This window comes from Arthrobacter sp. Ms25, from assembly GCF_059090365.1.
On the sequence record NZ_JBNHFP010000002.1, the window covers coordinates 90357 to 105607 of the forward strand.

Here is a 15251-nt window from a genome sequence, read left to right on the forward strand (position 1 = left end):
CCCTAACCTTTGTCCTGGGCGACAAGTTCTGGTGGCCGTCCCACCCGGCGGGTAAAGACAGCCACCACGGACGCCACCAGGCTGAGGCCGAGCAGGATCCAGCGGGCGAGGGTCAGCGCGCCGGCCAAAGCGGCATCGCCGCCGGATAGCTCAGCTGCACCGAGGGCGTTGTCGATGGCAATGTTCTCCCAGAGATCGGCCACCACGAAAAGGATCGGCGCACTAAAGAGCACCCAGCGCAGCGCCCTGCGCTGGGTGTTCAGCCCGATGATCAGCAGCCAGGTCAGGCCGAAGACCAGGGGGAACAGCGTGCCGGCGGTCTTGTGCACGTAGCTGAGCTGGCCCAGCGCATCGGCGTCCATCGCCGCACGAAGGGCGGCCAGATGCTCCTGGCCATAGCCGAAGACCATCGAATCGGGCATGGCCAGCCCGTCCGAGAGCTGGGTCAACTGTCCCAGGACCAGCAGGTGCAGGTACCAGAACAGGAACAGGGTGGTCACCACCCCGGCAACGACGATGAGTCCGGGGCTGCTCTTGCCCTGCGGCCCGGTTCCCGGGCCAGCCCCTGCGGGTCCCGGCTTTCCCGTTGGGCCGAAGCCGGCCTGTGGTCCGTGTTTGGCAGCGCGCTGTGCGGCGGTTTTTCCCATAGATACAGTATGGCCGCACCCGCGCGGGCCATGCTTCCCCGCCCAACGGCCTCCTGTCCGGGGCGGTAGCGGACGGCTACGCTGGGGGTATGACTGCCGTTGCGCCTGCCGAAGACCTTGCCCTGGCCGCCCAGCTGGTCCGCGAAGCCGGTCGGCTTGCCCTTCGGATGCGTGCCGAAGGCCTCACCGCGAGCGAAAAAACCTCCGTGTCCGACGTCGTCACCGCCGCGGACCGCGAAGCCGAGGCCCTGGTCGTCCAACGCCTGCGCGAGCTGCGGCCCGAGGACGGAATCGTGGGGGAGGAAGGCGCCAGCCACCAGGGCACCTCCGGCAGGTCCTGGGTCATTGACCCGGTGGACGGAACCTACAACTTCTTTGCCGGCTCCACCTACTGGTGCTCGGCGATCGCGCTGCGGACCGAACCGGGCCCGCACGAGACGCCCGGGGATCCGGAGGTCCTGCTCGGTGCCATTTACCAGCCGCAGGAGGACCAGCTGTGGATCGGAGGCAAGGGAGCCCCGGCCACCCTCAACGGCTCGGTCATCGTCCCGCCGGCCGACGAGCCGCTGGACCGCCTCTCGGCCGGAACCTACATCCACCCCACCTGGCTGCTGCGTCCCGAGGTAACCGGCCCCTGGACGGCGGCGGCCTCCCGCGCCGCGACCATCCGGATGATGGGATCCGGCTCCTGCGACCTGGCCCGCGTGGCGACCGGCCAGTCCGGAGCCTGGTTCCAGCACAGCTGCCCGGAATGGGACTGGCTCCCCGGCAAGGCCATTGTGCTGGCAGCCGGCGGCAGCACCGCCGTCGTTGAAGTCAACGGCTTCCGCTGGCACATCGCCGGGACCGCTTCGGCCGTGCGCGAAATCCACGGAGCCCTAACCGCGGCGTGAAGCGCAGGCGCTCTGCGGGCATCCGCAGGACCGACGCCGGCCGGTCCGCGGAGCCTCCGGTTGCCTGCTCGCCGGAATGTCCGCCGCAGCGCCTAGACTTAAAGCCATCATGGACTATCTCTTTGATCCACTCTTTCCCGCACCCCGCAAAGCCGAACCGTCGCCTGCCGCAACGGCGCCGCACCCCGGCACCGAGCGCAGGGGCTCCTCCCATGCGGATGAAAGCCGCGCTGCGGACCTGCTGCAGGGGTTGAACCCCCAGCAGGAGGAAGCGGTCAAACACGCAGGTTCCCCGCTGCTGATCGTCGCCGGCGCCGGATCCGGCAAGACGCGGGTGCTCAGCCACCGGATCGCCTACCTGCTGGCCACCGGGCGGTCCAACCCGGGGCAGATCCTGGCCATCACCTTCACCAACAAGGCCGCCGCGGAAATGCGGGAGCGGATCGAAAACCTGGTCGGCGGCGTCGCCAAGACCATGTGGATTTCCACCTTCCACTCCTCCTGCGTCCGGATCCTGCGCCGGGAAGCCAAGACAGTGGGGATGAACTCGAACTTCTCCATCTATGACTCGGCCGATTCGCTGCGCCTGATCACGCTCGTGGCCAAGGGCCTGGACCTGGACCCGAAGCGGTTCACGCCCAAGTCGATCATGAACAAGATTTCCGCGCTGAAGAACGAACTCATCGACGAAGAGTCCTACGCCGACACGGCCAACTACGCCGATCCGTTCGAATCCGCCGTTGCCGAGGTCTACAAGGGCTATGCCCAGCGGATGCGCCAGGCCAACGCCATGGACTTCGATGACCTGATTGCGCAGACCGTGTTTATGTTCCGCGCCTTCCCCGGCGTGGCCGAGTACTACCGCCGGCGCTTCCGCCACATTCTCGTGGACGAATACCAGGACACCAACCACGCCCAGTACGCACTGGTCCGCGAGCTCGTAGGGTCCGACGACGACGCCCTGGACGTGCCGCCGGCCGAGCTGACCGTGGTGGGTGACTCCGACCAGTCCATCTACGCCTTCCGCGGCGCCGACGTGCGCAACATCAATGACTTCGAGAAGGACTACCCGAGCGCGCGGACCATCCTGCTGGAGCAGAACTACCGCTCCACGCAGACCATCCTCAACGCGGCGAACGCGGTCATCTCCCGCAACCCCAACCGGCCGGAGAAGCGGTTGTGGACCGCGGAGGGCGACGGCGAGAAGATCATCGGCTACGTGGGCGAGAACGAACACGAGGAAGCCCGGTTCATTGCCGAGGAGATCGACCGGCTGCAGGACGAGGAAAACCTGCGCCCCGGCGACGTCGCCGTGTTCTACCGGACCAACGCCCAGTCCCGTTCCCTCGAAGACGTCCTGGTGCGCGTAGGGCTGCCCTACAAGGTGGTCGGCGGCACCCGGTTCTACGAACGCAAGGAAATCAAGGATGCCCTGGCGTACCTGCGCGTGCTGGTGAACTCCGACGACGTCGTGAACCTGCGCCGGATCCTCAACGAACCCAAGCGCGGCATCGGTGACCGCGCCGAATACTCCGTGGCCGCGCTGGCCGAGCGGGAACGGATCTCCTTCATGGCCGCCCTGCGCCGTGCCGAGGAAGCTCCGGGACTGGCCACCCGTTCGCTCAATTCCATTAACGGCTTCGTGAAACTCATTGATGACCTCGCGGAGGTCGCCAGCGGCTCCGGCGCATCCGCCGCGCTGGAGGCCGTCCTCGAACAGACCGGCTACCTGGCCCAGCTGCGGTCCAGCAGCGACCCGCAGGACGAGTCCCGGGTGGAGAACCTGGCCGAACTGGTGGCGGTGGTCCGCGAATACGAGCGCGACAACCCCGAGGGCTCGCTCGGCGAGTTCCTGGAGCAGGTCTCCCTGGTGGCGGACGCCGATTCCATCCCCGACGCCCCGGGCGGTTCGGCGGAGGAAGTCGCCGCCGCCGTCGAGGAATCCCGGCGGCAGGGCGTGGTGACCCTGATGACCCTGCACACCGCCAAGGGCCTGGAATTCCCGGTGGTGTTCCTCACCGGCATGGAACAGGGTTTGTTCCCGCACCAGCGTTCGGCGACCGATCCGGCGGAACTGGCTGAAGAGCGCCGGCTGGCCTATGTGGGACTGACCCGGGCCCGGCAGCGCCTGTACCTCACCCGGTCCGAGGTCCGCAGTATGTGGGGCCAGAGCCAGTACAACCCGGCCAGCCAGTTCGTCGGAGAAGTGCCGCCGGAGCTGATCGAATGGAAGCGCGAGGGCATGGACCGTCCCACCTGGGGCGGCGGGGGCAGCATCACTTCCAGCCGCTACAGCGGATCCTCCTGGGGGGCGGGATCCCCCATGGGCACCGGCGGCAGCACCGCCAACTCGCCCGTGGCCAAGGCCATCGGCCGCGTGCAGCCGCAGAAGGAAGTCGTCTCCGTGGCCGCCGGGGATCGGGTCAACCACACGTCCTTCGGGTCCGGCACCGTGCTGGCCGTGGAAGGCGCGGGAGACAAGACGGTGGCCAAGGTGAAGTTCGACGTCGGCGAAAAACGCCTCCTGCTGCGGTACGCGCCGCTGACTAAAGAGGTTTGAGCGGGAAGATTTTCATAACCTAAAGTGCCCAATTTCTACAAACGATAGAACTGTGTCCTTTATCACGAAAGGGGTACTCTGGGATCGGCCTTCAGCCCTGAGGGACTAAAGTTCCTCGTGGGGCAGACCGGCCGGATGCATCTGCTCGGCGATCTTCCGGATCGCATGTAAACCCTACTTCGACGTAGAAGGACACTAGCCCGTGGACCTGTTTGAATATCAGGCGCGCGATATGTTTGAGGCGCACGGTGTACCCGTGCTCGCCGGAATCGTGGCGCACACTCCTGAAGAAGCCAAAGCTGCTGCTGAGAAGATCGGCGGCTTTGTAGTCGTCAAGGCGCAGGTCAAGGTTGGTGGCCGAGGCAAGGCCGGCGGCGTGAAGGTCGCCAAGACCGCCGATGAAGCCTTCGAGCATGCATCCAACATCCTCGGCATGGACATCAAGGGCCACACCGTCCACACGGTCATGATCGCCCAGGGCGCCGACATCGCCGAGGAATACTACTTCTCGGTCCTGCTGGACCGCGCAAACCGCAACTACCTGGCCATGTGCTCGGTGGAAGGCGGCATGGAAATCGAGCAGCTGGCCGTGGAGCGTCCCGACGCACTGGCCCGCGTTGCCGTTGATCCCGCCGTGGGCATCGATTCCGCCAAGGCTGCGGAAATTGTCGACGCCGCCGGTTTCGCTCCCGAGCTGCGTGAAGGCGTCATGGACGCCATCATCAAGCTGTGGGATGTCTTCACCAAGGAAGACGCCACCCTCGTCGAGGTCAACCCGCTGGTGAAGACCGGCAACGGGCAGATCCTCGCCCTCGACGGCAAGGTCTCCCTCGACGAAAACGCCGACTTCCGCCAGCCCGGCCACGCCGCACTGGAAGACAAGGACGCCGCGGACCCGCTCGAAGCCAAGGCCAAGGAAAACGACCTTAACTACGTCAAGCTGGACGGCGAAGTGGGCATCATCGGCAACGGCGCCGGCCTGGTCATGTCCACGCTCGACGTCGTCGCCTACGCCGGCGAAAAGCACGGCAACGTGCGTCCCGCCAACTTCCTGGACATCGGCGGCGGCGCGTCCGCCTCCGTCATGGCTGCCGGCCTGGACGTCATCCTGAATGACTCCCAGGTCCGCTCCGTGTTCGTGAACGTCTTCGGCGGCATCACCGCCTGTGACGCCGTGGCCAACGGCATCGTCAAGGCCCTGGAAATCCTGGGCGACGAAGCCAACAAGCCGCTGGTTGTCCGCCTCGACGGCAACAACGTCGACGAAGGCCGCCGCATCCTCGCCGAGGCCAACCACCCGCTGGTCACCCTGGCCACCACCATGGACGAAGGCGCCGACAAGGCCGCCGAGCTCGCTCACGCCGCCCGCTAACCGAGCCTGTCGAAACCTAGAAGAGAGAATCACCTATGTCTATCTACTTGAACAAGGACTCCAAGGTCATCGTTCAGGGCATCACCGGCGGCGAAGGCACCAAGCACACCGCCCTGATGCTCAAGGCCGGGACCCAGGTTGTCGGCGGCGTCAACGCCCGCAAGGCCGGCACCACCGTCACCCACGGCGACGTTGAACTGCCCGTCTTCGGCACCGTCGCCGAAGCCATGGACAAGACCGACGCGGACGTCTCCATCGTCTTCGTACCGCCGGCCTTCACCAAGGACGCCGTGATGGAAGCGATCGACGCCGGCATCGGCCTCGTCGTCGTCATCACCGAAGGCGTTCCGGTGCAGGATTCGGCCGAGTTCTGGGCCCATGCCCAGTCCAAGGTGGACGCCGACGGCAACCAGGTCACCCGCATCATCGGCCCGAACTGCCCCGGCATCATCACCCCCGGCGAAGCGCTGGTCGGCATCACGCCCGCCAACATCACCGGCAAGGGCCCGATCGGCCTGGTCTCCAAGTCCGGCACCCTGACCTACCAGATGATGTACGAGCTGCGCGACCTGGGCTTCTCCACCGCCATCGGCATCGGCGGCGACCCGGTCATCGGCACCACCCACATTGACGCCCTGGCTGCGTTCGAAGCGGATCCCGAAACCAAGGCCATCGTGATGATCGGCGAAATCGGCGGCGACGCCGAAGAGCGTGCCGCCGAGTTCATCAAGGCCAACGTCACCAAGCCCGTTGTCGGCTACGTGGCCGGCTTCACGGCTCCCGAAGGCAAGACCATGGGCCACGCAGGCGCCATCGTTTCCGGTTCCGCCGGAACCGCCCAGGCCAAGAAGGAAGCCCTCGAAGCTGCAGGCGTGAAGGTCGGCAAGACGCCGTCCGAGACCGCCACGCTGCTGCGCGAAGTCTACGCAGCCCTGTAGTTCTTTTCGGCGCATGCCCCCGTCCAGCGGATTTATCCGGCGGACGGGGGTTTTGTGCGTCCTGATCCGGTAAGAAAGTTAGACATGTCCACCTCAGTATCAAACGGCTCCTCCGCAGCCGGCACCGGCTCCCGGCCTAGACGGACCCTGCGCCGCGCGTCCTGGATTGTCACCCTCGGCGGGTTCCTCTTCGGCTACGACACGGGTGTCATCAACGGCGCGCTGCCCTACATGGAAGACGACCTGGGCCTCACCCCCTTCACAGAAGGACTGATCACGTCCAGCCTGCTCTTTGGCGCAGCGTTCGGCGGGGTTATCTCCGGCAAGCTGACCGATCGGTTCGGCCGGCGCCGTGTGCTCATGGGGCTCGCCGTCGTGTTCCTGCTGGGAACCCTGGGCACCTCGCTGGCCCCGGGCATTGCCGTGATGGTGATTTCCCGTGTGGTGCTTGGCCTGGCTGTGGGTGGCGCGTCCGCGCTGGTCCCGGTCTTCCTGGCCGAACTGGCGCCTGCGGAGCGCCGCGGGCAGATGGTGACCCGGGACCAGCTGATGATCGTCACCGGGCAGCTGGTTGCCTTCATTGCCAACGCCGTGATCGGAAACATCTGGGGCGAGGACCAGGGCGTCTGGCGCTGGATGCTCGTGGTGGCCACGCTGCCGGCCATCGCCCTGTGGATCGGGGTCAGCTTTGTTCCGGAAAGCCCGCGCTGGCTGGCCTCCAAGGGCCGCTTCGCTGAGACACTCGCTGCCCTCCGCCGGATCCGCAGCGAGGAAGTGGCGCAGGCTGAAAGCGCCGAAGTCCGGGGACTGGCGGAGAAGGACTCTGCGGAAACCGGCACCCTGCGTGACTTCGCCGAGCCCTGGCTGTTCCGGGTGCTGCTCATCGGTATGGGATTGTCCGTTGTCCAGCAGATCACCGGCGTGAACGCCATCATGTATTACGGCACGCAGATCCTGGAGGACGCCGGCTTCGGCACCGAAGCGGCACTGACCGCCAACATTGCCAACGGTGTGGTGTCCGTGGCCGCCGCTATCTTCGGTATCTGGCTCCTGGGCCGGGTCCGCCGGCGGCACATGCTGATGACCGGCCTGATCGGCACCGGCTCCTCGCTGCTGCTGATCGGCCTGGTGTCGATCTTCGTTGCCGAAGGTGATGTGCGCGGTTACCTCATCCTGGCCCTGACCGTGATGTTCCTGGGCTTCCAGCAGGGTGCGGTTTCACCAGTCACCTGGCTGATGCTCTCGGAAATCTTCCCGCTGAAGGTCCGCGGTCTCGGCATCGGCCTCTCGGTCTTCGTGCAGTGGATGACCAACTTTGCCGTCGGTTTCTCCTTCCCGATCCTGATGGACGCCATCGGCATCTCGAAGACGTTCTTTATCTTCGTAGTGCTGGGACTGCTGGCGCTGGCCTTCGTCCGCCGCTTTGTCCCTGAAACCAAGGGCCAGAGCCTCGAGCAGGTGGAAGCGCAGCTCCGCGCTGCGGGCACCAAATAGCCGGACGCACATAACGAAGGGAGCCTGCCGCGGGCAGGCTCCCTTCGTCTGTTAAGCGGCCGCTAGGGTATTGCCGGATAGGCGGCCACGGTGGGAACGGCCACCGATGCCGTGAAGCTGGTCAGCGCCGTCGCCTTCGGCAGCGCATAGACGGAGGTCGCCGGAGTGACCTGCAGGACCAGCCGGGTGTTGGGACCGGCAGTGTAGGAAACCTCTTCCAGGGGGAGGGTCAGGGTATGTTCCTTCCCGTCCAGGATCAGCGGGACCGGCGTAACCTGGTTGCCCAGCACCAGGGAGGCACGTGATTTGTCGATGATCTGGGCGTAGACGTGGGTGTTTGCCTGGCGGGCGGAACCGCGGTACGTCAGCGTCAGCTGTGGTGCGCCGAAGACCGACGTCGTCACGGCAGGGGCAGCGATGGGCACGTTGACAGCCACCGGTGCGACGGCGGCCGCGACGACTGCTCCGCTGACCGCGGCGGGGGAGAGGACAATCGCCCCCTTTCCGGTACCGGACAGGGTGCCGGTGGCCTCCGGGTAGCCGGGTGCCCCGCGGGTCACGCCGTTCTGGTCGATGAACTGGAACGCCGCGCCGGTGTCCACCGGTTCATCGCGCAGGTATGTGGCGAACCAGTCCAGCACGGCCGGGGTGATGCGGTCCGGCCCGGCCGTGGAATTGCACAGGCCGTGTCCGCCGCAGAACTGCAGCATCTTGGTGGGTGTTCCGGTGCTGCTGATCAGGCGATAGTTCCGCGTTGCTTCATCCAAGGTGAAAAGCGTGTCCGCGGTGCCCTGGATGATGAGGGTGGGCGCCGTGATGGAAGTGAACATCCTTTCCGGGGTCAGGGATTCGAAGTAGGCGATGGACTCCGGGCTGAGCTGGTTGGGGTAGGTCAGGCCTTCCGTGCAGGCCTTGCGGACGGGAGCGGCGAGGGCTCCCTGGTTCCCCACCAGGGAACCAAGCTGGCCCAGGGCTGTTCCTTCCGCGCAGAGCAGGGCGCCCCATCCGCTCTTGAATGAGCCCGCCTTGTACAGGCTGGTGGTCAGGTTGTTCCAGGCGATGGTGGGCGTGATGGCGTCCACCCGCTGGTCCTGGGACGCAAGGACAAACTGGATGCCGCCGCCGTAGGATGCCCCGGCCATGCCGAGGACGGGGTCGCCGGGGGACTCCAGTTGGGCTTCGGGCTGGGCCGCGATGTAGTCAATGATGGCCGAGCCGTCGCGTCCTTCGTAGGCCGGGTTGTTGACGTAGGCTTCACCGCCGCTGAGCCCGAACCCGCGCGGATCCCAGGTCACTACGTTGTAGCCGGCGTCCCGCAGCGGGGCGATACCGATGGAGCCGATGAGGGTGCTGGTGGTGGTGACGGGGAGGCGTCCGCCGGGGAGCCCGAACCCGGGGCCGACCATCACGGTGGGTGCCTGCTGCCCGGCGGCAAGCCCGGTGGCAGGGAAGAAGTTGGTGTGGATGGGGGTGCCGTCGAAACTGGTGACGACGACGTCGGTGCGGCTGGCAGGTGCTGGTGCAGCAACCGGAGCTGCGGGTGCTGCGACGGCGGGTGCTGCGGCCAGGGATGAACCCAGCAGCAGTGCGGTGGACACCGCCACGATGCCCAGATGTTTCCTCATAGTGACCTCATTGTCGTGGGGAACGTGCGGATAGTTACCGTTCGGTAACTTTCCGCAGACTATGAGGAGGAGGGTGTGGCTACAAGGCCACCGGGGAAACTCGCCCGAGGGGAGCCGGATTTCGGTGGTATCTGTTGCACATTGATCGTGTCCGGTGATACGGCAGCCATCACAAAACACTGGAAGGCCCCCGCACGGATATCGTGCGGGGGCCTTCCATGATGAGGTGCTGCCTCGTAGGTGAGGGTCTTCCTGCTTTCCGGCTACCTGTGTCCCGGCGCCGGAACCTTGGGCTCGCTGGCATCCGGGCCGTCGTCGTGCTCGGTGGTGTGCAGATCGAAGGAGGAACCGTGTTCTTCCACCCCTGCCTGGATGGCCCGGTCCACCACGGACACGGCAAGCCGCCGGCGCAGTGAGAGCGGATCCTTGGCCAGGTCCTTGGCGAGGGCAATGGTCATCAGCAGCATCACCACGGCGAACGGCAGTGCCGCGACAATGGTGATGCGCTGCAGGCCGTCCAGTGCTTCGGCAGGTTCGTCCCCGCCGGCCAGCAGCATCACCGCAGCCACGGCTCCGGTGAGGATCCCCCAGAAGACGATGACGCCGCGGGACGGATGCTCGGCACCGTTGGAGCTCAGCGACGCCATGATGATGGAAGCCGAATCCGCCCCGGTCACGAAGAAGATGGCCACCAGGACCATGGCCAGGATGCCCACTGCCGTTGCCAGGAGGTTCGGCATGGGCAGGGCCGCAATCAGGTCGAACAGGGAACCGTCGAAGTCGATGGTGGGTTCGCCGTCGACCATGGTGGTGAGCCCCGGCGTGCCTTCGGCTGCCGCGTCGCGCTGGATGCCGATGGAGGCACCGCCGAAGATGGAGAACCAGGCCACGCTGACGATGAAAGGAACCACCAGGACGCCGGTGACGAACTGGCGGATGGTGCGTCCGCGGCTGATGCGGGCGATGAACATCCCGACGAACGGGGTCCAGGACAGCCACCAGGCCCAGTAGAAGATGGTCCAGCTGGAGAGCCAGGCACGCATGGACTCGTCGCCCGAAACCTCGGTGCGGGACGCCATGGAAGCCAGATTGGCGGCGTAATCACCGATGGCAGCCGGAACCACGTTAAGGATGAACAGGGTCGGCCCGACCACAAAGACGACGGCGGCCAGCACCACGGCCAGGACCATGTTGATATTGGACAGCCACTGGATGCCGCGGGAAATCCCGGAAACGGCGGACGCGACAAAGCAGCCGGTCAGGATGGCGACAATCGCCACCAGGACGGTGGTGCCTGCGGTCCCGAGGAAACCGACGGACTGCATGCCGCTGCCGATCTGCAGGGCGCCGAGCCCCAGGGACGCTGCGGTGCCGAAGAGCGTGGCGAAAATGGCGAAGATGTTCAACACCTTGCCCAGCGGTCCCTCCACCCGCTTCACGCCGAAGAGCGACGTGAAGGCAGAGGAAATCAGCTGGCGGCGGCCCAGACGGTAGGTGCCGTAGGCCATGGCGATGCCGACGACGGCGTACATTGCCCACGGGTGCAGGCCCCAGTGGAACAGCGAAGTGCCCATGGCGGTCTGCAGTGCCTCCGGCGTCTGTCCTTCCACGGTGCCCGGGGGAGGGGAGATGTAGTAGAACAGGGGTTCGGCCGCGCCGTAGAACATCAGTCCGATGCCCATGCCGGCGGCGAACATCATGGAGATCCAGGACACCGTTTTGAACTGCGGTTCTTCGCCGTCCTGGCCCAGGGGGATCTTGCCGTACCGTCCCACGGCAAGCCAGATCACGTACACGACGAGGAACGACGCGAGCAGGACGAAGAACCAGCCGGCGTTGGTGATGACCCAGTCGAGGGCGGTCTGCGAGACGGAGGAGAGATTGTCGGTGGCGAACAGGCCCCACGCGATGAAGGCGAGGGCGAGGACGCCGGTGACGGCGAAGATGACTTTGTCCAGCCGGGCGGGGATTCCGCGGCGAAGTGCCTCCTCCTGCTCCCGCTGCGCCTCGATCACCTGCTGGACGAGCTCGTGCTCCTGTTCCACAACGGGAAGCGATGAGGTGGAGGAATCCTCCGTCGCCACGGAGGAGTGGATGGAAGCGGGAACCGGGGCAACGGGGTCAGCTGCATGCCTCCCGGCGTCGCGCGGTGGACCGTCAGTGGTAGCCATAGGCCTTCCTTATGTCAGCGCAAAAGGGCCCGAGCCCTCATGGAGGTCTCGGGCAGGCAGAATGGCAGCACTCATCATTGGAGTCTGTGGGGGCGGGTTTCCCGTCCACGGGAATCTATAAAGTAACGCTGCCTAGCTTCTGCGTCCCTTTACATAATTCGCAAGTGTGTTATTTCCAGAGTCGCGGCCTGCGGCGTGTCAAGTCAAATTGGGCGGCTTCCGCTCCGGACGCCGCAGGGCCGGTTCCATCCTCATCCGCTGCCGAAAAGCGCCGCCCCCGGTGGGCGGCGCCGGGCAGGTAGCTACAGTGCCGTCGTGCCGAAGATCATACCCAGCAGATAGGTGGCGCCGGCCGCACCCAGGCCGATGGCCAGCTGCCGCAGCGCCCGCTTGACGGGAGAGGCACCGGAGAGCAGGCCGACGACGGCGCCGGTCATCAGCAGTGCCAGGCCCACCAACACACAGGAGAGGACAACGGCCGTCATCCCGGTCAGGCCGAACAGATACGGGAGCACCGGAACCACCGCTCCGGAGGCGAAGAAGCAGAAGCTGGACGCCGCAGCGCCCAAACCTGTCCCCACCGACTCGTGGTCGTTCCGCGTGTCGTCCTCTTCGGGGTTGAGCGAGAAACTCGGATCACAGTCGCAGCTGAACAGGCCCATCCGTTCCGCGGCCCGGTGCTCGGCAGCTTCCTTGGTCATGCCGCGTGCACGGTAGACCAGCACCAGCTCGTTGGCGTCGATGTCCAGTGACTTGGCCGCGGAAAGCGTGATCTGGGTGGGCCGGGAGGCGTCCAGGAGTTCGCGCTGGGACCGGACCGACACGTACTCTCCTGCACCCATGGACAGCGCGCCGGACAGCAGTCCGGCCAGTCCGCTGATCAGGATGAAGGTGCTGGACACTCCGGTGGCACCGATGCCCATGATGAGGGCCAGGTTGCTGACGAGCCCGTCATTGGCGCCGAACACCGCCGCGCGGAAGTTCCCCGACAACCGGGTCCGCCCCCGGGTTGCCAGGCCGCGGATCACTTCTTCGTGGATCTGTTCATCCGCAGCCATGGCACTGGTGGCATTGGGATCGCCTGCATAGGGGGAGCGCCCTTCGGCGCGCTGGGCCAGGGCCAGCACGAAGACGGAACCGAAGCGGCGGGCCAGCAGCCCGAGAACCCGGTTCCGGAAGGAAGCGCGCACCCCGGGTCCGGCGTCGTCGCCCAGCAAGGTGCGCCAGTGTTCCTCATGCCGTCCCTCGGCGTCGGCCAGTGCCAGGAGGATGTCACGCTCTTCACCGTCACGGCGTTCGGCCAGATACCTGTAGGTGGCCGCCTCCGCCCGTTCATCGGCCAGATACTGGCGCCAGCGCTTCAGATCGGCATTGGACGGCAAGGACGGTTCGCTGGAGGAAGGGTCCGGCGGGGAATCGGAATTCACGGTGCTCCTGACAGGGACCGGAAAAAGGGGATCCGGTCAGTTAACAGACATCTCTTCTGACCGAAGGTCTCGCTCGCCCGCGGCACGTGCCGGCAGGTGGACTGCCGGGACGCTGCGGCGTCCAGTATGTCGACAGGCCTCGGCGTGCCAATGGCCACATGGCCCATGGTCGCCGGAGCTACTCCCCTTCGCGTGTCCAAGTGTAGCCGAATCCGGCAGCAGGGCCGGGCGAAAACCGCGCGATACGCCCGCTGCTGATGTCGGTTCCTCAGTACCCTGACTTCTTGTCCCTGTCGGGCAGGCGCTAGAGTCGGATTGTGAGCAAAAACTTCCCTCTTACGGATCCGGACCGGCCATGGACCCGCCACTACAGCGAGGGAGTTCTGGAAGGCTTCAGCCTTCCGGACGAGTCCCTCGTTGATGTGGTGGAGCGCTCGGTCCGCAACTACCGGTCAAAGACCGCCCTGCAGTTTTTTGGCGCCACTACGTCCTATGAGGAACTGGGAGACCAGATCCGTCGGGCAGCAGCAGGATTACTGAAGCTCGGTGTCCGCAAGGGGGACCGGGTGGCGCTTGTGCTGCCCAATTCGCCCCAGCACGTCGTTGCGTTCTACGCAGTGCTGCGGCTGGGTGCCGTGGTCGTGGAGCACAACCCGCTCTACACGGACCGTGAACTTCGGCACCAGTTCGAGGACCACGGCGCCACCGTCGCGGTGGTCTGGGACAAGGTCGTGGAGAATGTCCAGAAGCTGCCGGCGGACATTCCCGTCCGCAGCATCGTGTCGGTGGAACTGATCCCGGCCATGCCGCTGGTGAATCGGCTGGCGTTGAAGCTGCCCGTGCCGGCCCTGCGCGCTGCCCGCGCCGCGTTGTCCGCGGAAAAGCGTCCGCCCCGGCACCCGCGGAAACTCGTCCGCTGGCAGGACCTCCTGGACAACCGTCCGCTGCGCAAGCGCTATCCCCGCCCGGAAGCCGCGGACCTGGCGGCCATCCAGTACACCAGCGGAACCACGGCCGATCCCAAGGGCGCGATGCTCACGCACGCGAACCTCGTGGCCAACGCCGCCCAGGGACGGGCCTGGGTTCCGGGGCTGAGGCCCGGCAAGGAAACCTTCTACGCCGTGCTGCCCATGTTTCATGCGTACGGGCTGACGCTCTGCGTGACCACGGCCATGAGCCTGGGTGCCAAGGTGGTGCTGTTCCCCAAGTTTGACGTGGACATGACGCTCAAAGCCATGAAGAAGACCCCGGCGACCTTCCTTCCCGCCGTGCCGCCGATTTACCAGCGTCTGGCCGAAGCAGCCAAGGAACAGAACATTTCCCTCCAAGGCGTCCGGTCGGCCATCTCCGGCGCCATGAACCTCCCGCCGGAAACGGTCGATATCTGGGAAGAAGCCACCGGCGGGCTGCTGATTGAAGGCTACGGCCTGACGGAAACCTCTCCGATCGCGCTGGGCAACCCGTTCGCGAAGTCACGGAAACCAGGGACGGTGGGTGTGCCCTTCCCGCTGACCGACATCCGGGTGGTGGATCCCGAGCATCCCAGCGTCGAGGTCCCCCGGGGCAGCCGGGGCGAGCTCTTGATCAAGGGTCCGCAGGTCTTTGCCGGCTACTGGAACAAGCCCCGCGAAACCGAGGCAGTACTGCTCGACGGCGGCTGGTTCCGGACCGGGGACATCGTCACCGTGGACGAGGACGGTTTTGTCACCATCGTGGACCGCATCAAGGAGCTGATTATTACCGGCGGCTTCAACGTTTCCCCGTCCGAAGTGGAAGCAGCGCTGAAACGCCATGAATCGGTCGACGACGTCGCCGTCGTCGGTCTCCTCCGTTCCGGCGGCGGTGAGGACGTGGTGGCAGCGGTGGTGCGGAAAGCCGGGGCCCGGTTCAACGCCGAGGAACTGCGGGCCTATGTCCGCAAGGAACTCGCAGCATACAAGGTCCCGCGCCGGATCGTGGAGATCCAGGAGCTGCCCAAATCCCTGATCGGCAAGGTCCTGCGCCGGCATGTGCGTGACAGCCTGCAGAATGATCACAACGCATCCGCGGGTACAACCACGGATGGTGCAGTCGACGCGATTTCCCCTACCGACCTCCAGAACAAACCCTGACCAGGAAGAAGCG

The 15251-nt window shown here is 65.8% G+C and carries 10 protein-coding genes; 6 read left to right on the forward strand and 4 right to left on the reverse strand.

Annotation, left to right across the window (positions count from 1 at the left end; all coding sequences use genetic code 11):
• Positions 1-2 precede the first annotated feature (2 nt).
• Positions 3-647 carry a hypothetical protein gene (locus tag AC5RT8_RS05100; RefSeq protein WP_494094627.1) on the reverse strand — a complete coding sequence of 215 codons (645 nt, stop codon included), beginning with the start codon at positions 645-647 and terminating at the stop codon, positions 3-5.
• 89 nt (positions 648-736) lie between these two features.
• Between AC5RT8_RS05100 and AC5RT8_RS05105 the strand changes: the two genes are divergently transcribed.
• The 5 genes from AC5RT8_RS05105 to AC5RT8_RS05125 all read left to right on the forward strand — a co-directional run bounded on the left by AC5RT8_RS05105 (position 737) and on the right by AC5RT8_RS05125 (position 7904).
• Complete coding sequence (locus tag AC5RT8_RS05105) at positions 737-1540, forward strand: inositol monophosphatase family protein (protein WP_494094628.1); 804 nt, start codon at positions 737-739, stop codon at positions 1538-1540.
• Between the two features lie 109 nt (positions 1541-1649).
• Positions 1650-4100, forward strand: coding sequence for a DNA helicase PcrA (pcrA, locus tag AC5RT8_RS05110; RefSeq protein ID WP_494094629.1), 2451 nt, complete (start codon positions 1650-1652; stop codon positions 4098-4100).
• Positions 4101-4302: 202 nt separating this feature from the next.
• Positions 4303-5472: an ADP-forming succinate--CoA ligase subunit beta gene (gene sucC, locus AC5RT8_RS05115; protein ID WP_494094630.1), complete on the forward strand. Its 1170-nt coding sequence runs from the start codon at positions 4303-4305 to the stop codon at positions 5470-5472.
• A 35-nt stretch (positions 5473-5507) separates the two neighbouring features.
• Entirely contained in the window at positions 5508-6410 is a 903-nt protein-coding gene (gene sucD, locus AC5RT8_RS05120; RefSeq protein WP_494094631.1) for a succinate--CoA ligase subunit alpha, read from the forward strand.
• An 84-nt stretch (positions 6411-6494) separates the two neighbouring features.
• On the forward strand, positions 6495-7904 hold the full coding sequence (locus AC5RT8_RS05125; RefSeq protein WP_494094632.1) for a sugar porter family MFS transporter: 1410 nt from the start codon (positions 6495-6497) through the stop codon (positions 7902-7904).
• Positions 7905-7966: 62 nt separating this feature from the next.
• On the opposite strand, the gene AC5RT8_RS05130 is transcribed toward AC5RT8_RS05125, so the two are convergent.
• The 3 genes from AC5RT8_RS05130 to AC5RT8_RS05140 form a co-directional block, all read right to left on the reverse strand.
• On the reverse strand, positions 7967-9529 hold the full coding sequence (locus tag AC5RT8_RS05130; RefSeq protein ID WP_494094633.1) for an alpha/beta hydrolase: 1563 nt from the start codon (positions 9527-9529) through the stop codon (positions 7967-7969).
• Between the two features lie 263 nt (positions 9530-9792).
• Positions 9793-11700, reverse strand: coding sequence for a BCCT family transporter (locus AC5RT8_RS05135; protein WP_494094634.1), 1908 nt, complete (start codon positions 11698-11700; stop codon positions 9793-9795).
• Positions 11701-12002: 302 nt separating this feature from the next.
• On the reverse strand, positions 12003-13127 hold the full coding sequence (locus tag AC5RT8_RS05140; protein WP_494094635.1) for a VIT1/CCC1 transporter family protein: 1125 nt from the start codon (positions 13125-13127) through the stop codon (positions 12003-12005).
• A 317-nt stretch (positions 13128-13444) separates the two neighbouring features.
• On the opposite strand from AC5RT8_RS05140, the gene AC5RT8_RS05145 reads away from it, so the two are divergent.
• Positions 13445-15238 carry a long-chain-fatty-acid--CoA ligase gene (locus AC5RT8_RS05145; RefSeq protein ID WP_494094636.1) on the forward strand — a complete coding sequence of 598 codons (1794 nt, stop codon included), beginning with the start codon at positions 13445-13447 and terminating at the stop codon, positions 15236-15238.
• The last annotated feature ends 13 nt before the right edge of the window (positions 15239-15251 follow it).